This window comes from Colwellia sp. MB3u-41, assembly GCF_014076845.1.
Taxonomy (GTDB): Bacteria; Pseudomonadota; Gammaproteobacteria; order Enterobacterales; family Alteromonadaceae; genus Colwellia_A.
This window is the reverse complement of record NZ_JACGUT010000082.1, coordinates 230,430-251,831: the sequence shown is the minus strand read 5'-3', so window position 1 is coordinate 251,831 and position 21,402 is coordinate 230,430. Positions and strand designations below refer to the sequence as shown.

The window sequence follows — 21,402 nt, the reverse complement described above, 5'->3', positions numbered from 1 at the left end:
AACTCAGTGAAAAAATATAGGTATAAAAGTATAAAATGACACAAGAAACCTCACAAGCTCCGCTAGCATTAGCGCAGTTAACAGCCAAAAAAATTGTTGTCCTCGGTGCAGGATTAACAGGGTTGTCTTGTGTGCGTTATTTAAAAGAAAATGGCCTAACATGCTCGGTAAATGACAGTCGAAAAAACGCGTTGAATGTTGATGTTTTCAAACAAGATTTTCCATCAATACCGTTAATTTTAGGTCGATGGGACAAAGTGCTTATCGCTTCAGCCGATATTCTATTAGTCAGCCCAGGTATTGATACCCATATTGCCGATATCGCTGGTACGATAAATAAAAATACCATTGTCGCAGGTGACGTTGAGCTTTATTGTCAAAACAATAATACGCCCATTCTCGCGGTTACGGGGTCAAATGGTAAATCTACTGTTGTTTCCTTATTAACTTTTATTGGACAAAAACTGGGTAAAAAAGTTGAATTAGGTGGAAACATTGGCGTCCCTGTTCTTGACCAATCAAAAAAATTACTCGACTGCTTAGTTTTAGAACTCTCTAGTTTTCAATTAGAAACGTTACGCAGTATGCAAGCGATTGCAGGAGCGGTATTAAATATTAGTGATGACCATCTAGATCGTCATAAAACCTTAGAAAATTATATAGCAATAAAACAAGGTATATACCCGCAGTGTCAAACAGCTGTTATTAATCGTGACGATGTAAACACTCATGTTAAGGGTAACGTGCAACATGTTATTTCATTTGGAAGTGGGCCCGCAACGCAAGGTCACTTTGGACTTGATGTCATTGATGGGCAAACACAATGTATGTTTGGCTCAACAGCGATTATTGGTGTGAATAAGCTGCCAATAGCAGGTTTACATAATGCATTGAACTGTTTGGCCGTATTAGCCTTGGGACACTGTGCAGGTTGGTCTATAAACGAAATGGTAGAACATCTTGTTGAATTTAAAAGCTTAGAACATCGCTGTCAGCTCGTTTCAACCTATAAAAATGTCCAATGGATTAACGATTCTAAAGCAACCAATGTGGGGGCAACATTGGCGGCAATAGAAGGCTTAGCTGCAATGATGTCTGCAACGAATAACTTATATGTTATTGCAGGTGGCGAAGGTAAAGGTGCTGATTTTTCCCCTTTACAAGCGGTTATAGCGAAATATGTAGAACACGTTTTTACCTTAGGTAAAGACGGTAATGAGATTGCTTTGTTAGCAAAGCAAGCTCAAACAAAAAATACTCAAGTTATCAGTATTGAAGAAGCGGTCAATACGTTAGGTGATATCGCTAAATCTGGTGATATCGTGTTACTTTCTCCTGCTTGTGCCAGCATTGATATGTTTAAAAACTTTGCTGAGCGCGGCGATGTTTTTGTTAACGCCGTTAATAATATTGCTTTACAAAGTAAAGCTCAATTATTGGGAGAGGTGAACTAATGCCTACATCCGTTTTATCGCGCCTCGATAATATAAAATTGCCACAATGGTTATTAATAGAGCAAAGTCAAAGTAGCGCGACGTTTGATCGTAGCTACTTATTACTTGCGATCAGTATGTATATGATTGGTTTAATCATGGTAGCAAGTTCATCAATGCCAGTTGCAGAGCGATTGTTTAATGACCCATTCCACTTTATAGAACGTCATTTTATCTATATCTGTATAAGCCTTATGGTTGCTTTTATTACCATGAGTATACCAATGAGCCTTTGGCAAAAACACAGTGGGCATTTGTTGCTCGTGGGTATTTTGCTTTTAATGGTGGTTTTAGTGATTGGTCGAACTGTTAATGGGTCAACACGCTGGATTGTTGTTGGGCCGATCACCCTGCAAGCGGCAGAGCCAGCAAAGTTGTTTTTCTTTTGCTATTTATCGGCTTACTTAGTACGTCGTCGCGATGAAGTTATGGAAAACGTGAAAGGGTTCGCTAAACCACTGATTGTCTTTGGTGTACTCGGCGCATTGTTATTAATGCAACCCGATTTAGGCACCATTATTGTGATGTTTGTGACTACTTTCGGCTTACTATTTTTAGCGGGCGCTAAACTTTGGCAATTTGCTTGTGTATCTGGCGTTGGCATTAGTTTATTATCCGCGCTCGCTTATTTTTCTCCTTATCGTTGGGCGCGTGTTACTGGCTTTTTAGATCCGTGGGAAGACCCTTTTGGTAGTGGTTATCAATTAACACAGTCATTAATGGCGTATGGCCGTGGTGAAATATTTGGGCAAGGTTTAGGCAATAGCATTCAAAAATTAGAGTATTTGCCTGAAGCACATACTGATTTTGTGATGGCAGTTGTAGCAGAAGAATTTGGTTTTGTTGGTATAAGCGTGATCTTATTATTGAGCATGTTGTTAGTGGTTAAAGCACTATTACTTGGCAGAATTGCTTTACAAAAAGAAAAATATTTTGAAGGTTTTTTCGCTTACGCTATTGGTATTTGGATTAGCTTTCAAGCAGCGGTTAATGTCGGGGCTAGTGTCGGCGCAGTACCTACGAAAGGTTTAACTATGCCGTTGTTAAGTTACGGTGGCAGCTCGATGATAGTCATGACAATGGCGGTGTTTATCTTAATGAGAATTGATCATGAGATCCGCTTGCAAAGTATTCAGGCAACCACTAAGAAAAAATTAAAAAAAAGCAAAATAAAGAAAAATAACTTGAACAATAAAACAGCAGAAAAACCCAAAACAGAACATGATAAGGAGGGTGAACAATATGACTGGATTTGAAGAAAAAACTAGCAAGAAATCACCTACTTTATTAGTGATGGCTGGTGGTACGGGTGGACATATTTTCCCCGGTATAGCCGTTGCAGAAATGCTAAAAGCACAAGGCTGGACGATACATTGGCTTGGTACTGAAAAGCGTATGGAAGCAACCATTGTTCCGCAACACGGCTTCGACATTTCTTTTATTAATATTGCGGGTATTCGCAATAAAAGTTTATTTGAGCGCGTTAAAATACCGTTTAAATTATTACAGTCAGTTTTACAGTCAATTAGGTTATTACGTAAGATAAAGCCTGATGTTGTCCTAGGTATGGGCGGTTATGCGAGTGGACCAGGCGGTTTTGCTGCATGGTTAATGCATATTCCTTTAGTGCTACATGAACAAAATGCGGTTGCTGGCATGACAAACCGTTACTTAGCGAAGATCGCAACAAAAGTCTTAAGCGCATTCCCTAGTGCTTTTGCAAGTAATGTCATTTTTCAAGTGGTTGGTAACCCGTTACGCAAAGAAATAACCGCCTTAACGCCGGTTGTTCCCACAAACCCTAGCAGCAGTAAAAAAGTGCTAGTGGTGGGTGGTAGCCTTGGCGCTAAAATTTTAAACGATACAGTGCCACAGGCATTAAAGCAGATCCAGCTGCAAAATATTGATGTGTGGCATCAAACAGGTCGTGATAATCAAACGGCTGTACTTGAAAGTTATAAAAAATTTGGCTTGTCAGCAGACAAAGTAAAAGTAACAGAATTTATTGAAGATATGGCTGCTGCTTATCAGTGGGCTGACGTCGTTGTTTGTCGATCGGGTGCCCTAACGGTCTCAGAATTAGCGATGGCGGCTAAACCCGCTATATTTGTGCCACTTCCACACGCTGTTGACGACCATCAAACAAAAAATGCGATGTATTTAGTCTCTCGTGGTGCTGCAAAATTATTACCACAAAAAGAATTTAACGGAACAACTTTAGCGCAAATGCTTAACAGCCTATTTGTTTCTGACAGTGTTGTGCAATCTATGGTGAAAGCCGCGCATGACGCTGCTCACGCTGATGCAACGCATTGTGTTGCGAATACTTGCGCGGAGTTAGTTCCTAAATGAGTAATGTAATGAAAAACAAAATTGCCAATAACACCTCACCGATGAAAATACCTGAAATGCGACGAGTAAAGTGTATTCACTTTGTCGGTATAGGCGGAGCAGGTATGGGAGGTATTGCTGAAGTATTGTTAAATGAAGGTTATCAAATTACCGGTTCTGATATTGGTGAAAACCAAGTAGTTACCCGTCTTATAGCCTTAGGTGCGAAGATTACTATAGGCCACGGTGAAGACAATATCATTGGCGCTAGCGTTATTGTTGTTTCAACCGCAATTAACGCTAACAATCCAGAATTGTTGAACGCACAAAAATTACGTATTCCAGTAGTACGCCGTGCTGAAATGTTAGCCGAATTGATGCGTTTTCGACATGGTGTTGCCATTGCGGGTACTCATGGAAAAACAACAACAACAAGTTTAATCGCGAGTATTTTTGCTGAAGGTGACTTAGACCCAACATTTGTGATTGGCGGTCTATTGAACAGTGCGGGTACCAATGCACGTTTAGGCACCAGTCGCTACTTAATTGCTGAAGCTGATGAAAGTGACGCATCATTTTTACACCTTCAACCGATGGTTTCCGTGATCACCAATATTGACGAAGATCACATGGAAACTTACCAAGGTGATTTTGAAAAACTTAAAGATACTTATATTGAGTTTTTACATAACTTACCGTTTTACGGTTTAGCAGTCGTTTGTCTTGATAACCCGGTAGTGCGCGAATTATTACCACGAATGAGTCGCCAAGTAATTACTTATGGCTTTAGTGAAGATGCCGATGTGCGCGCGAAAGAATTTCAACAAAATGGTGGAGTTAGTCATTTTACCGTGCAACGTGAAGGCTTTGCTGATATCGATATGTCCGTAAACTTACCCGGTGAGCATAATGTGCTCAATGCCTTAGCGAGTATTGCCGTTGCGACCGATGAAGGTGTAGCAGACGAGGCTATTGTTAGTGCTTTAGAAAAATTTGCGGGTATTGGTAGACGTTTCGAACAGCTTGCTAATTTAGCAACCGATAAAGGTGAAATGGTTTTAGTTGATGATTATGGACATCACCCTCGAGAAGTCAAAGCAACCATTAAAGCGATGAGGAACGGCTGGCCTGAAAAGCGTTTAGTGATGGTTTTTGAGCCACATCGTTATTCTCGTACTCGTGATTTGTATGAAGATTTTGTTGAAGTGTTATCTGAAGTTGACTGCTTATTTTTACTTGATGTTTACGCCGCTGGTGAAACACCTATCATCAGTGCTGACAGTAAAAGTTTAGCTCGAAGTATTCGCCAACGTGGTCAAATTGAGCCTATTTATGTCAGCGATGCTGAAAAGTTAGCCGAGTTATTGCACGCGCAACTGCAAGATGGCGATATGGTGATCACACAAGGGGCTGGAACGATTGGCGTCATTGCACGAAAAATCATTAAAAATCCGTTATTAAATGTTGACTTAAAAGGGACTGAAAAGTGAAAGCACTTAAAGACCAACGATTGGCGGTTTTATATGGCGGAGATTCAGCAGAACGAGACGTTTCACTTAATTCTGGACAAGCCATTGCAGGTGGCTTACGACAAGCAGGTTTTGACGTTGAGCTTATTGACACAAAAGGTTTTTGTTTAACTGATTTAACAACGCGTAATATTGATCGTGTGTTTATCGCCTTACATGGTCGAGGTGGCGAAGATGGGTGCGTGCAGGGTGCTTTGCAGTATATGGGTATTCCATACACTGGTTCTGATGTTTTAGGATCGGCATTATCGATGGATAAAATTCGTAGTAAGCAAATTTTTCAAGCTCATGGTTTACCTACCGCCGCTTTTGCTATTGTGGAAAAAAATGATTATCAAGAAACTCAAGCGCACAATATCCTTGATGCACTCGGTGGGATGGTGATGGTTAAGCCGGCGAACGAAGGCTCGAGTATTGGTATGGCTAAAGCGCAAACCGCTAATGAGTTACACCAAGCACTAACGGCTGCTTTTGAATACGATGAACAAATTTTAGTAGAAGCATGGATCAATGGCCCGGAATATACCGTGGCTATTTTAGGTGAAGAGGCTCTACCGGCTATTCATATGGAAACACCCCGTGAATTCTATGATTATGAAGCAAAATATCAATCAACCACAACGCAATATCATTGCCCCGCGGGTTTGAGTGAGGAAGATGAGCACTCACTGCAAGCTTTAGCGCTTAAAGCATTTAAAGCAACGGGAGCAAAAGGTTGGGGTCGTGTCGATGTTATGCGAAATAATAAAAATCAATGGCAGTTACTTGAAGTAAATACGGTACCAGGCATGACAGAAACATCACTTGTGCCTAAATCAGCAAAAGTACATGGTTTAAGTTTTAGTGAACTGGTAACAAAAATAGTTGAAATAAGTACAGGACCACTGGTCAATAAATAATGACAAAAAATAGCCATAATCAAACGTCATTGGCACCATCAATGGCAGCGCAGCAAGAAAAATTACACTGGTCATTTTGGCTAGGTGTAACATTTTTTGTGCTGGTGATAGTCGCTATTATTTCCTTCAGTTGGTTTTTAAATAATAAGATGTCATCTGAAGAATCAACTCCGGTGACCTCTATTGTTATCGGTGGCGAGATGCCATTCACTATTAGACAAGATATAGAAAACGCTATTGAAAGCGTCAATTTAGGTAACTTTTTTAACGTTGATGTTAACGATGTACAACAAAAAGTGGCTGAACTACCTTGGGTGTACTCAGTTTCTGTACGAAAAAAATGGCCTAATGAGCTGAAAATTTATGTTGTTGATCAAACGCCGATTGCTTTGTGGAATGAAGATTTTCTGATCAATGAATACGGTAAAGCATTTCAAGCAGATACATCACGATTACTGTCTGCGTTACCTGCATTTTTTGGCCCAGAAGGTAGTGAAAATCTTGCATTAGATAACTTTGTTAATTTAAGTAAGTTACTGAGATTCAGTGATTTATCAATTGATGAACTGCTGCTTACTGAGCGTCACTCTTGGCAGTTAACGCTTAATAACGGCATAACGCTCAATTTAGGCCGAGAAAACAAGATTGAGCGGGTACAACGTTTTATGGATATTTATCCACAAATAATAAAAACAAAAAAAGAAAATCAGCAAGTAGATTATGTTGATTTACGTTATGACACTGGACTCGCTGTTGGTTGGAAAACCGCAGAGAAAAAACAAAGAGCTTAACTTTAATGTCAAAAGTAAACGAAAGAAACCTAGTAGTAGGATTAGATATAGGAACGTCGAAAATATCTGTTGCTGTGGGTGAAATAACACCAGACAATCAATTAAGCATCGTAGGTGTTGGGAATCAGCCTGCTCGTGGTATGGATAAAGGGGGTGTTAATGATTTGAATTTAGTTATTCAATCAATTCAGCGTGCCATCAATGAAGCAGAATTAATGGCTGACTGCCAAATTAGTTCGGTATATTTAGGCATTTCAGGTAAGCATATCAGTTGTCAAAATGAAAACGGTATGGTGCCAATTAACGACAAAGAAGTTATTCAAGAAGATGTTGATAACGTAATACATACCGCACGTTCTGTGCCTATTTCAGCTGAACGGCGCATGTTGCATGTGCTACCACAAGAATTTAGCATCGACTGTCAAGACGGGATAAAAAGTCCTATCGGCATGTCAGGTGTGCGTATGGAAGCAAAAGTGCATATTGTTACTTGCGCAAACGATATGGCAAAAAATATTGTTAAATGTGTCGAGCGCTGTGAAGTAAAAGCTGACCAACTGATTTTTTCAGCGTTAGCCTCTAGCTATGCTGTATTAACGGATGATGAAAAAGAACTCGGTATTTGTGTGGTCGATATGGGTGCAGGCACGATGGACATCGCTGTATTTGCCGGCGGGGCTTTAAGACATACCGCGGTTATTCCTGTGGCGGGTAATCAGGTAACCAGCGATATTGCCAAAATTTTTAGAACGCCATTAAGCCACGCTGAAGACATTAAGGTGCAGTACGCTTGTGCGCTTCGTCAAATGGTGAGTATGGAGGAGAATATCGAAGTGCCAAGTGTTGGTGGTCGTCCTGCTCGATCAATGTCTCGTCATACGTTAGCAGAAGTCGTAGAGCCTCGTTATCAAGAGCTTTTTGAGCTTATTCAAGAAGAATTACGTGAAGCAGGCTTAGAAGATCAAATAGCGGCGGGTTATGTATTAACAGGTGGTACAGCTAAAATGGAAGGTGTTGTTGAATTCGCTGAAGAAGTGTTTCAAATGCCGGTACGTGTTGCTAAACCTAAAGGTATGAGTGGTTTAAAAGAATACGTTGATGATTCAACATATTCAACGGTTGTCGGTTTATTGCATTACGGTATGCAAGCAAATGAACAGCAAAGTACACAGGGTAATAAAAGTGAAGGTATTGCTAGCATTACCTCACGAATTTTAGCCTGGTTTAAAGGTGAGTTTTAAACGCTTACCATGGCAACTAGTAAAAGAATGGTAAAGATACTTTTATAACAGTCCTAAAGAGCTAAGTAAAAGTTAATAAGTAAATCGTGTTTTGGTGGAACAAAACCTAATAGAAATCGGAGAGTATTAAATGTTTGAACTAATGGAAGATCATAACGAAGAAGCAGTAATTAAAGTCATTGGTGTTGGTGGCGGTGGCGGTAACGCAGTTGAACACATGGTTTGCCAAACTATTGAAGGTGTTGAATTTATTACTGCAAATACAGATTCACAAGCTTTACGTAATTCAGCAGCCAATGTTACTTTGCAGCTTGGCGCTGACGTCACTAAAGGTTTAGGTGCTGGTGCCAATCCTGAAATTGGTCGTCGAAGTGCTGAAGAAGACAGAGAAACGATCAGAGAGACCTTGCAAGGTGCTGATATGATATTTATTGCCGCGGGTATGGGTGGTGGTACAGGAACAGGCGCTGCTCCAGTTGTTGCTGAAATAGCAAAAGAAATGGGTATATTAACAGTGGCTGTTGTCACTAAGCCGTTTCCATTTGAAGGCAAAAAGCGGATGAATTATGCGGATCAAGGTATTGAGTTATTGTCAAAAAGTGTTGACTCGTTAATTACCATTCCCAATGAAAAGCTATTAAAAGTCTTAGGCCCTGGCACATCATTACTTGACGCTTTTAAAGCCGCTAACAACGTATTATTAGGCGCTGTACAGGGTATTGCTGAGCTTATTACACGCCCAGGCCTAATTAACGTCGATTTTGCCGATGTACGCACCGTTATGTCAGAAATGGGGACTGCGATGATGGGCTCAGGTACAGCATCAGGTGAAGACCGAGCTGAAGAAGCTGCAGAAGCTGCCATTTCTAGTCCGTTACTTGAAGATGTAGACTTAGCCGGTGCCCGTGGTATTTTGGTTAACATTACTGCTGGCATGGACATCAGTATTGACGAATTTGAAACAGTGGGTAATGCCGTCAAAGCTTTTGCATCAGAAAATGCAACTGTTGTTGTCGGTGCGGTTATTGATCCTGAAATGAGTAATGAACTGCGAGTAACCGTCGTTGCTACGGGTATTGGTGCAGATCGTAAGCCAGATATAACGTTGGTAAATCCTGCACCTTCAATGGCACCTATTGCTGTTGGACAAGACTATATTGCTAGTCCACAGGCAGAAGTAAATCCAGCACCCATAACTATGCAAGATAGTAACGCACAAGTACAAACTGCAGCCGATATCGAAAACTATTTAGATATTCCTGCATTTTTACGTAAGCAAGCGGATTAATCAAAAGGCTTATTTGTGCAATGAGTGAATAAAAGTTGTGATCACCAGGTCTATTATTATTCCATTGACTTGTTATCAGAACATTACTGGTTGAACAGTTATGTGTAAAATAAAATAAAGCTAAAAGCTGATATTTTGATTTTGTTATGTTTTTCTGCTATATTGTGCGCCCGTCAAAAGTGGACGGTGCATTTCAAGGTGAGTAAAAGCTTAATAAGGCATTTATGATTAAACAACGTACATTAAAAGACAGTGTAACCGCCGTTGGTGTTGGTTTGCACAAAGGTGAAAAGGTGCAGTTGACTCTCCGTCCTGCGCCGGCAAATACCGGCATTGTTTTTCGCCGCATAGATTTAGATCCGATTGTTGAAATTTCAGCAACGCCTGAAGCTGTGGGTGAGACAACTTTGTGTACGTGCTTGGTCAATGAGCAAGGTGTCAAGATTTCCACCGTCGAACACTTGTTATCGGCTGCCGCAGGTTTAGGGATTGACAATTTGATTGTTGAAATTGACTCTCCTGAAATCCCAATTATGGACGGTAGTGCATTACCGTTTGTCTATTTAATACAGTCGGTAGGCATCAAAACATTAGCAGTAGCAAAACGTTTTATTCGCATAAAGAAAACAGTCCGTGTTGAAGAAGGTGACAAATGGGCAGAGTTAAAACCTCACCATGGTTTTAAGATCAACTTTGCTATCGAATTTGAGCACCCAGTTATTTCAAAAACATGTCAGACCATGAGCATGGATTTATCAAGCTGCTCATTTATTAAAGAAATTAGCCGAGCACGAACCTTTGGCTTTATGAGTGATATCGAGTTACTCCGCTCACACAATTTAGCGTTAGGTGGCAGTTTAGAAAATGCTATCGTACTTGACGAATATCGCATGCTTAATAAAGATGAGCTGCGCTATGATGATGAATTTGTTAAACACAAAATACTTGATGCTATTGGCGACTTATACATGTGTGGCCATAGCATTTTAGGCGAGTTAAACGCCTTTAAATCTGGACATGGCTTAAATAATTTGCTGTTAAGAGAAGTGTTTAAACAAAAAGAAAGTTGGGAATGGGTGACTTATGAAGACGAAACACCGTCTCCTATTCAATATCAAGAAGTGACAGCTGCCGCTTTTTAATTAATATTTCTTACGATGAATACAAAAAAACCAGTCGAATGACTGGTTTTTTATTTCAAAATAAGTGGTCTTAATATGACTAGAGTGGAAAATTATCTTATTTAATTTTTTCAGCGTGCTTTGCTAATTTTTCTAGTTTTTTCTTTAAACTCTCAGGGGCATTTTTGGCAATCGCAAGTAATTGATTCGCGGTATTTTGAGAGATATGTAAAGGCTCTGCAGGTTTTTCTTCAGATTGATATACAACCTTATTACGGTAAGGTGATACTTTAATTTCAATTTGATTATAAGCATTGTCAGTGGCAACAGCGAGTTTTCGACAAATATTCATTCGCTCAAACTGTAATCGTTGGCTCCAAACGGCAGAAGTGACTTCAATCACTAAAAAATTTTGCTTAAAATTGGCAATATGCCAGACATCTGCTGGCAGGTCAGGGCATGTTTGGCGTACAATGTCTGACAAGATAGTTAAAGAGTTGGTTTTTGCCGCTATTTGTGCCAAAGTGCCTTTCGATGATTGAAAGAGCTCTGACATATCTGAAGGTTTTCTTGTTTTCCGTGCCATTAACCACTCTACTTTGGAATAGTATTTAAGAAATATGAGTTTAACACTACTATATCGTGGAAAGAACGTTAGATTTTCAATGACACTGAATAAGTTGCATTGGTTGTCTGCGATGGCTGTTTTTGCACTAATTTCAGGTTTTGTGATTCATTTACTTTTTTCTGCTAATGATGTACCTCGAACGGTACCTTTTGCGATCAACTCACCCGCTAAAATAAATCCTAATCAGTTAAGTGAACCACAATTAATGGCATTAACCATGAAACTTGCTGAACTTCAAAGCCAAGTATTACGATTAAATGCACTAGGTGATCGGCTAGCGAGTGAAGCATCGATCCCAGAAAATGAATTTAATTTTCAACAATTACCACCCTCCGGTGGTCCAATGTTACAAAGTCAAACTAGCCATAAAAAAACATTGGCAGAGATGCTGATTGAAATATCAGTATTAGAAGAAAGTTTACAACATGAAGAAAATCAATTGACCACGCTTGAATCTGTGACTTTGGGTCACCATATAGAAAATACGAGTTATTTATCTGGTCGACCAATAAAAGGTGGTTGGCTTTCTTCATATTATGGCGTGCGCAAAGACCCTTTTAGTGGTAAAGCAGCAGTACATAAGGGCTTAGACTTCGCAGGTAAAGAAGGTACCGCTATAATAACGACGGGTTCGGGGGTTGTTACATGGGCAAGCGACCGCTACGGATACGGGAAGCTTATCGAGATTAATCATGGTAAAGGGTTAAAAACTCGTTATGGTCATAACAAAGAATTATTAGTTAAAGTAGGAGAAGTGGTAAGCAAAGGACAAATTATTGCACGTATGGGCAGTACGGGGCGCTCGACAGGACCTCATATCCATTACGAAATTTTACGTAATAATGCACAAATAGATCCAATAAAGTTCGTGTATAGAAAAGCAAAATAAAAACAATTTATGTGATCATCAATGGTCACCTTATTTTCAGTGGAAGAGTTTCTTCTAATAGCTATATGGTTTAACAAGATGTTTGTAAAGTTAATGACAAAAATGTTTGGTAGTCGTAATGATCGATTAATTAAACAAATGAATAAAGAAGTTTTAAAAATAAACGCCCTAGAGCCTGTACTTGAAGCTCTGTCTGACGAAGAACTAAAAGCAAAAACCGCAGAATTTAAAGAGCGTTTAGCCAACGAAGAATCACTTTCAAGTATCTTACCAGAAGCATTTGCTGTCGTACGTGAAGCCAGTAAACGTGTATTTGGTATGCGCCACTTTGATGTACAAATGATAGGTGCAATGGTACTCAATGACGGGAAAATTGCTGAGATGCGAACGGGTGAAGGTAAAACGCTTACCGCAACACTTCCTTCTTACCTCAATGCATTAACTGGTAAGGGTGTTCACGTAATTACCGTGAACGACTACCTTGCAACACGAGATGCTGATTGGTGTCGACCATTATTTGAATTTTTAGATATGACGGTAGGCTGCAACATTGCTGGTTTAGCGCCTGCTGAAAAGCAAGCTGCGTATAATTCAGATGTAACTTATGGAACAAACAACGAATTTGGTTTTGACTACTTACGTGACAACATGGCCTTTTCGCCTGAAGAGCGTACTCAAAAGCCATTAAATTTTGCTGTTATTGATGAAGTCGATTCAATCCTTATTGATGAAGCTAGAACACCATTGATTATTTCGGGTCAAGCGGAAGATAGCTCTGAACTTTATCGCCAAATAAATGTAGTTGTGCCAACGTTAGTGCTGCAAAGTGAAGAAGATAAAGACAAAGATACAGGTCAATCGAAAGACTTCGTTGAAGGTGACTTCACGATTGATGAAAAATCTAAACAAATCTATTTAACGGAACATGGCCAAATAAGAATCGAAGAAATCATGAATGAGAAAGGTCTTATTCAAGATGGAGACTCTTTGTTTTCTGCAACCAATATAACATTATTACATCATGTTATGGCGGCATTACGTGCCCATAAGCTTTTTCAGAAAGATGTTGACTATATTGTTAAAGATGACGAAATCGTTATTGTTGATGAACATACTGGCCGTACAATGGAAGGTCGTCGATGGTCTGAAGGTTTACACCAAGCCGTTGAAGCAAAAGAAGGGGTGAATATTCAAAACGAAAATCAAACCTTAGCTTCAATTACTTTCCAAAACTTTTTCCGTATCTACGAAAAATTATCAGGAATGACAGGTACAGCTGATACTGAAGCATTTGAGTTTAATCATATTTATGGTTTAGAGACTGTTGTTATTCCAACGAATCAACCGATGATCCGTAAAGATTTAGCCGATTTAATCTATTTAACTGGCGAAGAAAAATTTGAAGCAATTTTAGAAGATATTAAAGATTGTGTTAAACGCGGACAACCTGTGCTTGTTGGAACGATTAGCATTGAAACATCTGAGTTTTTATCTGATTTCTTAAAGAAAGCAAAAATTAAGCATAAAGTATTGAATGCTAAGTTTCACCAGCAAGAAGCTGAGATTGTAGCTGACGCCGGTAAAGTGGGGGCGGTAACGATAGCAACTAATATGGCTGGTCGTGGTACTGATATTGTATTAGGTGGAAATTTTGATGCGATTGTTGCTAAATTAAAAGATCAAAGTAAAGAAAGCATCGCTAAAGCGAAAGAAGAATGGATAGTACAGCACAATAAAGTATTAGAGCTAGGCGGTTTACACATTGTAGCAACTGAACGTCATGAATCTCGCCGTATCGATAATCAATTACGTGGTCGTTCAGGTCGTCAAGGTGATGCCGGTTCAACACGCTTTTACTTATCAATGGAAGATGCCTTGATGCGAATTTTCGCTTCAGAGCGTATTTCTAATATGATGCGTAAATTAGGAATGGAACATGGCGAAGCCATTGAACATCCATGGGTGACTCGCAGTATTGAAAATGCTCAACGTAAAGTAGAAGGTCGTAACTTCGATATTCGCAAACAGTTGCTTGAGTTTGATGACGTTTCTAATGATCAACGCCAAGTTATTTATGAACAGCGTAATGAATTAATGGACGAAGCAGATATTGCTGATGTGATCAAAAATATTCGTACGGACGTTATAACAGGTATTATAAACCAGCATATTCCGAAGCAATCTATGGAAGAAATGTGGGATATTTCAGGTTTAGAAGAGCGTTTTAAAGGTGAGTTATCATTAGAGTTCCCTATTGCAAAATGGCTTGAAGAAGACAGTAAGTTACACGAAGAAACCTTACGTGAAAAACTGCTCGCAGAAGTTGAAACCAATTACACTGAGAAAGAAGAACAAGTTGGTGCTGATGTTATTCGCCAATTTGAAAAAGCAGTTATGCTGCAAAGCTTAGATTCACATTGGAAAGAACATTTAGCGGCGATGGACCATTTACGCCAAGGTATACATTTACGCGGCTATGCACAGAAAAACCCTAAACAAGAGTTTAAGCGTGAATCTTTTGAGTTGTTTGGTGAATTATTAGAAAGCCTAAAATACGATGTTATTAGCATTCTAAGCAAAGTTAAAATTCGTGCCGAATCTGATGTTGAAGCTGTTGAAGAGCAACATCGTAAAGCTGAAGATGTACCTAAAGAATATAAGCATGAATCAGTAAGTAATGCAGAAAGTAAACCAGAAATGCCTCGTGTTGGTCGTAATGAGCCTTGTCCTTGTGGTTCAAAGAAAAAGTATAAGCAATGTCACGGTAAATTAACATAGTCGTTATTGTCTGTTGATATGATAAAACGCCAGTTATTAACTGGCGTTTTTTTTGGCCAAATCTATTGCATATATCCATCTGTCACTGTATTTATAAATTTGTATTTACCGATAGAACAAATGTGGGGATTAATCGTTTAATTGAAAAGATTTAGGGAATAAAATGCAAAAAATTGTGCATGTTGCTGTAGGTGTTATTGTTCGAGATCAGGAGTATTTTTTGACTAAGCGTCTTGATAGCGCACATCAAGGCGGAAAATGGGAGTTTCCAGGTGGTAAAGTAGAGAAAGATGAAACAGTCGCTCAAGCTTTGCATAGAGAATTACAGGAAGAGATTGCGATAGATATTCTTAGTTGCTATCCACTTATTAAAATCGACCATGACTATGGTGATAAAAAAGTACGATTAGATGTTTATGTTGTTGACAACTTTCAGCAAGAGCCTGTCGCCCAAGAAGGGCAACAATCAGGGTGGTTTACTTTAGATGAATTAATAAAGCTAGATTTTCCTGCGGCTAATGCAGCAATTGTTGAAGCATTAAAAATTAAGTGCTAGTCACTACTCAGGTTCAACAAAAAATTTATTACTTTGTAAAAACTCACCTTCAAGTGCATCAAGCATCTCTTCGGTTAATTGAACATCACCTTGCAATGGCTGTGAAATTTTATGTCCTTCATCGGCCCATTCACCAATATCAATCAGTTGGCAACGTTTACAACAAAAGGGACGAAATTGACTTTCTGGTTGCCAGATAACTTCTTTCTGGCAAGTTGGGCAAGATACTTTTAGGGGCATAATGATGGCTTGTAATAAAATACTGTAGTTAGGTGATTATACAAAATAAATAATAAAAATACTAACAGCGCGCCAATTCAAATGAAGTGGCTTTGTTCGAATACTTACGGCCGGTTTTATCACAAGGTGACATAAACCGAATTGAGTAGCGTAAACGGCTGCCACTAACGGTTGGGTAATAAAGTGATGCTTGGTCGACCTTAATACGAAGTAATAAAATACCTTCACCATTGTCTTGGTAAAAACCGCTCTCAGTATCAATTTGGCTGAAATTTGCTCGTTGGCGAATAAATTTTAAGATAATAGCTAAAGCGCTTTTAATTTGTTCTAACAAAGCTAGCCAACCTTGTACATCTTCAGCGAGTATTTCGCTGTCTTGATGTAACCAAAACTGTAACTGTGGTAAATCAAAACTTGAACTGCCACCTTGCATGGCAAAGCGTTGTTTTAGCGTCGCTAGGAACTTATCATGCTTAAGTTGAGCCCATTGCGGCGTATTAGGTTTTAGTTGGCAAATAAGCTCTACAGTCTGTTGTAGGTTATCAGCTAGTACACTTGAGTCGATTTCCGGTGCTTGTGACCAAATAACCAGATTTTGCTCTAACTTTTCCAGATCTTTTATGAGATCACCGCGCACATCATTTCGTTCTAATGTATCAATAATGGCAAATAACGCGTTAAAGAAAACCTGATGACTCACTGAAATCTTACGTTGCAAACAATCTTCTGCTTGAGTAAACAAATGCTCGAGTTTAAGGTAGTTACGTATCCGTTCGTTAAGCGGATGTTCATATAAAATTTTTGTCATTAATTTATTGTCATCACTAAAGTTTGGTGATTAATTTTCCATACTAACTACACCAAACAGAAATGGCGAATTTTTTTACCAAAAACACTGAAATTTGTACAAATTTACTAATTTGATGCCAAATTTCGGTATTTTTGGTCAAGCCTTATGACATCACTTTTTATAATACTTAAATCACTTTCGCTATTATTTATAATATCATCTGCATATGTTAGACGTTTTTCTCTTGATATTTGACTCGCTATAATACGCTTAATTTCATCAACAGAACTGGGGTCTCTTGAAGCAGCTCGTTTAACTTGCTCAGATTCTTTAATATCAATCACTAAAATACGTGCGACTAAATCTTGTAAATTATTTTCTATAAGTAGCGGAGCAACAAGTAAGCAATATGGAGATTGGCTTTGCTGTATTTCTTCTAGCATTGTTTGTCTTATTAGCGGGTGTAATAAATTGTTTAGCCAATGTTTGTCTTGTTCATTGCTGAATATTTGGCTACGCAGTAAAGGTCGATTAAGTGTGCCGTCAGGTTGAATACACTGCAGACCAAAATGATGTGATATTTTAGCAAGCGCAATGCTGCCAGGCTCGACAACTGTGCGCGCTGCTATGTCGGCATCAACAATGTCGACTCCGAGATCACTAAAAAAATTGGCGATAGTGGTTTTACCGCTACCTATACCACCAGTTACACCAATAACGATTTTTTGAGTAATATTTATGCTCATACGATTATAATACCTGTTGAAGGTACCATGACCATATGTTGTTTCCCCATAAAAGAGTGATCCACCCCGCAATCGCAAGATAGGGGCCAAATGGTATTGCTTGTTCTTTTTGATGATTTTTAAAAAGCATTAAACTGATACCGATAATCGCCCCTACTACTGAAGCCATTAAAATAAGTAAGGGAAGTAATTGCCAACCAATCCAAGCGCCAAAGAGTGCAAATAACTTGAAGTCACCAAACCCCATACCTTCTTTGCCAGTTGCTAATTTGAATAACCAAAAAATAATAAACAAGCTGCTATAACCTGCAATTGCCCCTATAACCGCATCTTCAATCGGCACAAGTCCATTTGATAAGTTGGCTATTAATCCGATCCATAATAAAGGTAAAACAATTTGGTCGGGTAGTAACATATGGTCAAAGTCGATCATCGTTAAGGCCACTAACCCCCAAGTGAGTATCAGGGCGTAGCAGGTAATAAGAGTAACGCCAAATTGTTGAGCAATAACTAAGCTTAATAAGGCGGTGGATATCTCAATCAACGGATAACGTACTGAAATTAAATTTTTACATTGGCTACATTTTCCTCTTAAAAACAACCAGCTGATCACTGGAATATTTTCGTAAACACGAACACTGTGTTGACAATGTGGGCAGGTAGAATTGGGCGTTGACAAGGTCAGAGTGGTTACTTCTTTTGAGGACGAATCTTTAAGCTCGTCGGCAAGAAACTCTCGACACTCATAGTACCAACCTTGTTCTAGCATCTTTGGGAAACGATAAATAACTACATTTAAGAAGCTGCCTATCATTAACGATAAAACAAAAACTAAGCCATAAAAAAACAATGAATTACTTTCTAATAGTTGAATGAATTCAGACAAAATAAATCCTTTGGTTGTTATTGTTAAATAGTATATTTGAACATTATTAGGAACCGTTAGTACGACAAATTAAACTATTTTACCGATCTCAAAAATAGGTAAATACATAGCGATAATTAATCCACCAATAACAACGCCGAGAACGGCCATTATCATCGGCTCTAATAAACTGGTTAGAGAGTCTACTGCATCATCGACTTGCTGTTCATAAATAGTTGCTACTTTTGATAGCATATCATCGACGGCGCCTGACTCTTCGCCAATGGCGACCATTTGTATGACCATGTCAGGAAAAATATTACAGTTACGCATTGCTAAGTTCATTTGCATACCTGACGATACTTCGGCACGAATGTCTAATATCGCATCACGAAATACTGCATTACCCGAAGCCCCTGCTGCAGACTCTAAGGCGTCAGGTAAAGGAACACCCGCTGCGAATGTGGTGGAAAGTGTTCTTGCGTAACGAGCAACCGCTGCTTTTTCGAGTAGCGAACCAATAACAGGAATTTTCAGTATTTTTCTATCAATACTATCTCTGAAACTCTGACTATTAAGGTGGGCTTTTTTAAAAAAGTAACTGCCTATAAATATTCCCGCTAAACCTAAATACCAATATGCTTGCATAAATTCAGATATCGCGATGACTAACATCGTGAAAGCGGGTAGTTCAGCCCCAAAACTGGCAAAAATATCTTGAAATACAGGCACAACAAAAATTAATAATATCGAGGTTACAATGAATGCTATTACTAAAACAGAGATAGGATAAGTCATTGCTTTTTTTATTTTAGATTTTAACGCTTCAGCTTTTTCTTTATAGGTGGCAATTCGATCATAAATGGCCTCAAGTGCCCCTGATTGCTCGCCAGAATTAACTAAATCACAATATAAGTCATCAAAATATTTAGGATGGTCGCGTAAACATTCAGATAAAGGAATACCAGATTGAAGTTTATTACTGATGTCTCCTAACAATCGTTGCATATTACCATTGCTATGACCTTTACCAATCATTTCAACCGTTTGAACTAAAGGAACACCAGCGCCCAGCATTGTTGCTATTTGTCGGGTAATAATGGCAATGTCAGCGGGTAATATTTTTTTATCATTGGCACTACCAAAAATTGATTTTGCCTTTTTCTTTACTTTACCAGGGGTGATACCTTGTTTGCGTAGCTGAGATTTTAATTCAATCATGCTTGCTGCGGGAAGCTCACCATTGACCTTTTTACCTTTGCGGTTCACACCCTGCCATATAAAAATATCAAGAGCTTTAGCTTGTGGTAATTTTCGTTTTTTAGCCCCTGAACTTGCCATTATATTGGTTACCCGTAAAAGTTAAATTGTTCATAATTTTAATACTAGTCAACTTCTATAAAAATAATAGTTGACTAAGCTGTAGTCACACGGTTTATTTCCGCCAAGCTCGTTATACCTTGACGTGCTTTTTCTAAGCCTGATTGCCGTAAGTTATTGTAACCTTCTTTTTGACACTGTTGAGCGATATCCATAGAATTACCACCTTCCATAATAATAGAAGACATTTTTTCACTGATTTTTATTACCTCATAAACACCAACACGACCTTTATAGCCCCCCGTACACTGATCGCAACCTACGGGTTTAAATAATTTTATTTCGCTAAGTTGTTCAGAGGTAAAACCTTGTTTTTCTAGTTCAGGTCTAGGTATAACATCCTCAACTTTACAGCGACTACATAAACGTCTTGCTAAACGCTGAGCAATAATAATACTGACCGAACTGGCCACGTTATATGAAGGAACGCCCATATTTAATAATCGAGTCAGGGTTTCTGATGCTGAATTTGTGTGCAACGTGGACAACACTAAGTGACCTGTTTGCGCGGCTTTAATGGCTATTTCAGCAGTTTCAAGATCTCGAATTTCCCCTACCATTACAATATCGGGATCTTGGCGAAGAAAAGAGCGGAGTGCATTAGGGAAAGTTAAGCCAGCGCGCACATTAATTTGTACTTGATTCACTCCATCTAAATTTATTTCTACCGGATCTTCTGCTGTTGATATATTACGCTCTGCGGTGTTAAGAATATTTAACCCCGTATAAAGAGAAACTGTTTTACCTGAACCTGTAGGTCCAGTGACTAATATCATACCTTGTGGTTGCTCTAAAGCGTCCATGTAAATTTGCTTTTGTGCCGGCTCATAGCCCAGCATTTCAATACCTAACATCGCACTTGAAGAGTCAAGTATACGCATTACAACTTTCTCACCCCACATTGTTGGTAAGGTTGAGACACGAAAATCAATCGATTTTTTCTTGGATAAGGCTAATTTTATCCGCCCATCTTGGGGGACTCGCCTTTCAGCGATATCGAGTTTTGACATTACTTTTAAACGGGCAGCCATACGAGAGGCAAGTGATACTGGTGGCTTTGCCATTTCAGTTAAAATGCCATCAACACGAAAGCGTATACGGTAAGATTTTTCGTAAGGTTCAAAGTGTAAGTCTGAAGCGCCTTTGCGAATTGCATCGAGTAATATTTTATTGATATAGACAACAATCGGTGCATCTTCCTTATCACCGGTAGCGCTATCATCTTCTTTGCGCTCTTCTTCAACATCTATTCCAGCCAATTCTGTAGCATCGATATCGGTAATATCTAAAGAGTCACTTTCTTCTTCAAGAATTTTATCAATAAAGACTTGTAAGTTTTGATCATTCGTTAACACTAATTCGGTAGGAAACCCGGTGTTAAATTGTATATCTTCTAAAGCATCTAGATTGGTTGGGTCAGACATCGCGACAAATAAAATTTTGCCACGTAAAAATAAGGGAAGAGCATTATGTTTACGGATTAATTTTTCGTTGCGAATACCATCGGGGATCATCGCCGTATCAAAAGCATTAAGGTCTATGATTGGATAACCAAAACTGCGTGCCAGTATGGTGGCGATACTATCCGCGTTTAAATTTTTGTCTTCAATAAGAAATCGTATGAAAGGTTTTGATTGCTGAAGGAATTCAGCACCAATACTATCGACCATATTCTTGTCGACAACATCATGCTTTAAAAGTGCAGTTAAAACACTTGATTGTTTATGATGACCTTTCATGGCAACCTTTTCGCGGTAGGAATAATATAATCTATTTACTCACAATGTTTATTGCAAGTATAGCTTAATTCATTTTGAGTTTTGTAAAATAAAGAGTT

General features: G+C 38.9%; 19 protein-coding genes. 12 read left to right on the top strand and 7 right to left on the bottom strand.

What is annotated here, in order from left to right:
* Positions 1 to 35: 35 nt before the first annotated feature.
* The 9 genes from murD (at position 36) to lpxC (ending at position 10,714) form a co-directional block, all read left to right on the top strand.
* On the top strand, positions 36 to 1,454 hold the full coding sequence (murD, locus tag H4J73_RS14920) for a UDP-N-acetylmuramoyl-L-alanine--D-glutamate ligase (RefSeq protein ID WP_182177115.1): 1,419 nt from the start codon (positions 36 to 38) through the stop codon (positions 1,452 to 1,454).
* Positions 1,454 to 2,749, top strand: coding sequence for a cell division protein FtsW (gene ftsW, locus H4J73_RS14915; protein WP_182177114.1), 1,296 nt, complete (start codon positions 1,454 to 1,456; stop codon positions 2,747 to 2,749). Before murD ends, ftsW begins: the two co-directional genes overlap by 1 nt.
* Entirely contained in the window at positions 2,736 to 3,845 is a 1,110-nt protein-coding gene (murG, locus tag H4J73_RS14910) for an undecaprenyldiphospho-muramoylpentapeptide beta-N-acetylglucosaminyltransferase (RefSeq protein ID WP_182177113.1), read from the top strand. Before ftsW ends, murG begins: the two co-directional genes overlap by 14 nt.
* A gap of 8 nt (positions 3,846 to 3,853) precedes the next feature.
* A complete protein-coding gene (murC, locus tag H4J73_RS14905; RefSeq protein ID WP_182177112.1) occupies positions 3,854 to 5,314 on the top strand; it encodes a UDP-N-acetylmuramate--L-alanine ligase in 1,461 nt (486 codons plus the stop codon).
* Complete coding sequence (locus tag H4J73_RS14900; RefSeq protein ID WP_182177111.1) at positions 5,311 to 6,252, top strand: D-alanine--D-alanine ligase; 942 nt, start codon at positions 5,311 to 5,313, stop codon at positions 6,250 to 6,252. Before murC ends, H4J73_RS14900 begins: the two co-directional genes overlap by 4 nt.
* Positions 6,252 to 7,043: a cell division protein FtsQ/DivIB gene (locus H4J73_RS14895; protein WP_182177110.1), complete on the top strand. Its 792-nt coding sequence runs from the start codon at positions 6,252 to 6,254 to the stop codon at positions 7,041 to 7,043. Before H4J73_RS14900 ends, H4J73_RS14895 begins: the two co-directional genes overlap by 1 nt.
* A 5-nt stretch (positions 7,044 to 7,048) precedes the next feature.
* Positions 7,049 to 8,284 (top strand): cell division protein FtsA, encoded by a 1,236-nt coding sequence (ftsA, locus tag H4J73_RS14890; protein WP_182177109.1) that lies wholly within the window; start codon positions 7,049 to 7,051, stop codon positions 8,282 to 8,284.
* Between the two features lie 130 nt (positions 8,285 to 8,414).
* Positions 8,415 to 9,572 (top strand): cell division protein FtsZ, encoded by a 1,158-nt coding sequence (ftsZ, locus tag H4J73_RS14885; protein ID WP_182177108.1) that lies wholly within the window; start codon positions 8,415 to 8,417, stop codon positions 9,570 to 9,572.
* A gap of 224 nt (positions 9,573 to 9,796) precedes the next feature.
* A complete protein-coding gene (gene lpxC / locus H4J73_RS14880) occupies positions 9,797 to 10,714 on the top strand; it encodes a UDP-3-O-acyl-N-acetylglucosamine deacetylase (protein WP_182177107.1) in 918 nt (305 codons plus the stop codon).
* Between the two features lie 97 nt (positions 10,715 to 10,811).
* Here the strand turns inward: lpxC and H4J73_RS14875 are convergent, their stop codons facing one another.
* Complete coding sequence (locus H4J73_RS14875; RefSeq protein WP_182177106.1) at positions 10,812 to 11,279, bottom strand: DUF721 domain-containing protein; 468 nt, start codon at positions 11,277 to 11,279, stop codon at positions 10,812 to 10,814.
* A gap of 79 nt (positions 11,280 to 11,358) precedes the next feature.
* On the opposite strand from H4J73_RS14875, the gene H4J73_RS14870 reads away from it, so the two are divergent.
* The 3 genes from H4J73_RS14870 to mutT all read left to right on the top strand — a co-directional run bounded on the left by H4J73_RS14870 (position 11,359) and on the right by mutT (position 15,544).
* Complete coding sequence (locus H4J73_RS14870) at positions 11,359 to 12,210, top strand: M23 family metallopeptidase (protein WP_259367944.1); 852 nt, start codon at positions 11,359 to 11,361, stop codon at positions 12,208 to 12,210.
* 78 nt (positions 12,211 to 12,288) lie between these two features.
* Positions 12,289 to 14,988, top strand: a complete 2,700-nt coding sequence (secA, locus tag H4J73_RS14865; protein WP_182177104.1) for a preprotein translocase subunit SecA — start codon at positions 12,289 to 12,291, stop codon at positions 14,986 to 14,988.
* Between the two features lie 163 nt (positions 14,989 to 15,151).
* Positions 15,152 to 15,544 carry an 8-oxo-dGTP diphosphatase MutT gene (gene mutT, locus H4J73_RS14860; protein ID WP_182177103.1) on the top strand — a complete coding sequence of 131 codons (393 nt, stop codon included), beginning with the start codon at positions 15,152 to 15,154 and terminating at the stop codon, positions 15,542 to 15,544.
* A 3-nt stretch (positions 15,545 to 15,547) separates the two neighbouring features.
* Here the strand turns inward: mutT and yacG are convergent, their stop codons facing one another.
* From yacG to pilB, 6 genes are all read right to left on the bottom strand, one after another.
* Positions 15,548 to 15,784, bottom strand: coding sequence for a DNA gyrase inhibitor YacG (gene yacG, locus H4J73_RS14855; protein ID WP_182177102.1), 237 nt, complete (start codon positions 15,782 to 15,784; stop codon positions 15,548 to 15,550).
* A 61-nt stretch (positions 15,785 to 15,845) separates the two neighbouring features.
* Positions 15,846 to 16,592: a cell division protein ZapD gene (gene zapD, locus H4J73_RS14850; protein ID WP_182177101.1), complete on the bottom strand. Its 747-nt coding sequence runs from the start codon at positions 16,590 to 16,592 to the stop codon at positions 15,846 to 15,848.
* A gap of 107 nt (positions 16,593 to 16,699) precedes the next feature.
* On the bottom strand, positions 16,700 to 17,320 hold the full coding sequence (gene coaE, locus H4J73_RS14845; protein WP_182177100.1) for a dephospho-CoA kinase: 621 nt from the start codon (positions 17,318 to 17,320) through the stop codon (positions 16,700 to 16,702).
* 4 nt (positions 17,321 to 17,324) lie between these two features.
* A complete protein-coding gene (locus H4J73_RS14840; protein ID WP_259366604.1) occupies positions 17,325 to 18,206 on the bottom strand; it encodes an A24 family peptidase in 882 nt (293 codons plus the stop codon).
* A 69-nt stretch (positions 18,207 to 18,275) separates the two neighbouring features.
* Positions 18,276 to 19,526: a type II secretion system F family protein gene (locus tag H4J73_RS14835; protein WP_182177099.1), complete on the bottom strand. Its 1,251-nt coding sequence runs from the start codon at positions 19,524 to 19,526 to the stop codon at positions 18,276 to 18,278.
* 74 nt (positions 19,527 to 19,600) lie between these two features.
* Positions 19,601 to 21,304, bottom strand: a complete 1,704-nt coding sequence (gene pilB / locus H4J73_RS14830) for a type IV-A pilus assembly ATPase PilB (protein ID WP_182223632.1) — start codon at positions 21,302 to 21,304, stop codon at positions 19,601 to 19,603.
* Positions 21,305 to 21,402: the final 98 nt, after the last annotated feature.

Coding starts and splice junctions, on each gene's coding strand:
- murD (WP_182177115.1), top strand. CDS start 36: ATGACACAAGAAACCTCACAAGCTCCGCTAGCATTAGCGCAGTTAACA.
- ftsW (WP_182177114.1), top strand. CDS start 1,454: ATGCCTACATCCGTTTTATCGCGCCTCGATAATATAAAATTGCCACAA.
- murG (WP_182177113.1), top strand. CDS start 2,736: ATGACTGGATTTGAAGAAAAAACTAGCAAGAAATCACCTACTTTATTA.
- murC (WP_182177112.1), top strand. CDS start 3,854: ATGAAAAACAAAATTGCCAATAACACCTCACCGATGAAAATACCTGAA.
- H4J73_RS14895 (WP_182177110.1), top strand. CDS start 6,252: ATGACAAAAAATAGCCATAATCAAACGTCATTGGCACCATCAATGGCA.
- ftsA (WP_182177109.1), top strand. CDS start 7,049: ATGTCAAAAGTAAACGAAAGAAACCTAGTAGTAGGATTAGATATAGGA.
- ftsZ (WP_182177108.1), top strand. CDS start 8,415: ATGTTTGAACTAATGGAAGATCATAACGAAGAAGCAGTAATTAAAGTC.
- lpxC (WP_182177107.1), top strand. CDS start 9,797: ATGATTAAACAACGTACATTAAAAGACAGTGTAACCGCCGTTGGTGTT.
- H4J73_RS14875 (WP_182177106.1), bottom strand. CDS start 11,279: ATGGCACGGAAAACAAGAAAACCTTCAGATATGTCAGAGCTCTTTCAA.
- H4J73_RS14870 (WP_259367944.1), top strand. CDS start 11,359: ATGACACTGAATAAGTTGCATTGGTTGTCTGCGATGGCTGTTTTTGCA.
- secA (WP_182177104.1), top strand. CDS start 12,289: ATGTTTGTAAAGTTAATGACAAAAATGTTTGGTAGTCGTAATGATCGA.
- mutT (WP_182177103.1), top strand. CDS start 15,152: ATGCAAAAAATTGTGCATGTTGCTGTAGGTGTTATTGTTCGAGATCAG.
- yacG (WP_182177102.1), bottom strand. CDS start 15,784: ATGCCCCTAAAAGTATCTTGCCCAACTTGCCAGAAAGAAGTTATCTGG.
- zapD (WP_182177101.1), bottom strand. CDS start 16,592: ATGACAAAAATTTTATATGAACATCCGCTTAACGAACGGATACGTAAC.
- coaE (WP_182177100.1), bottom strand. CDS start 17,320: ATGAGCATAAATATTACTCAAAAAATCGTTATTGGTGTAACTGGTGGT.
- H4J73_RS14835 (WP_182177099.1), bottom strand. CDS start 19,526: ATGGCAAGTTCAGGGGCTAAAAAACGAAAATTACCACAAGCTAAAGCT.
- pilB (WP_182223632.1), bottom strand. CDS start 21,304: ATGAAAGGTCATCATAAACAATCAAGTGTTTTAACTGCACTTTTAAAG.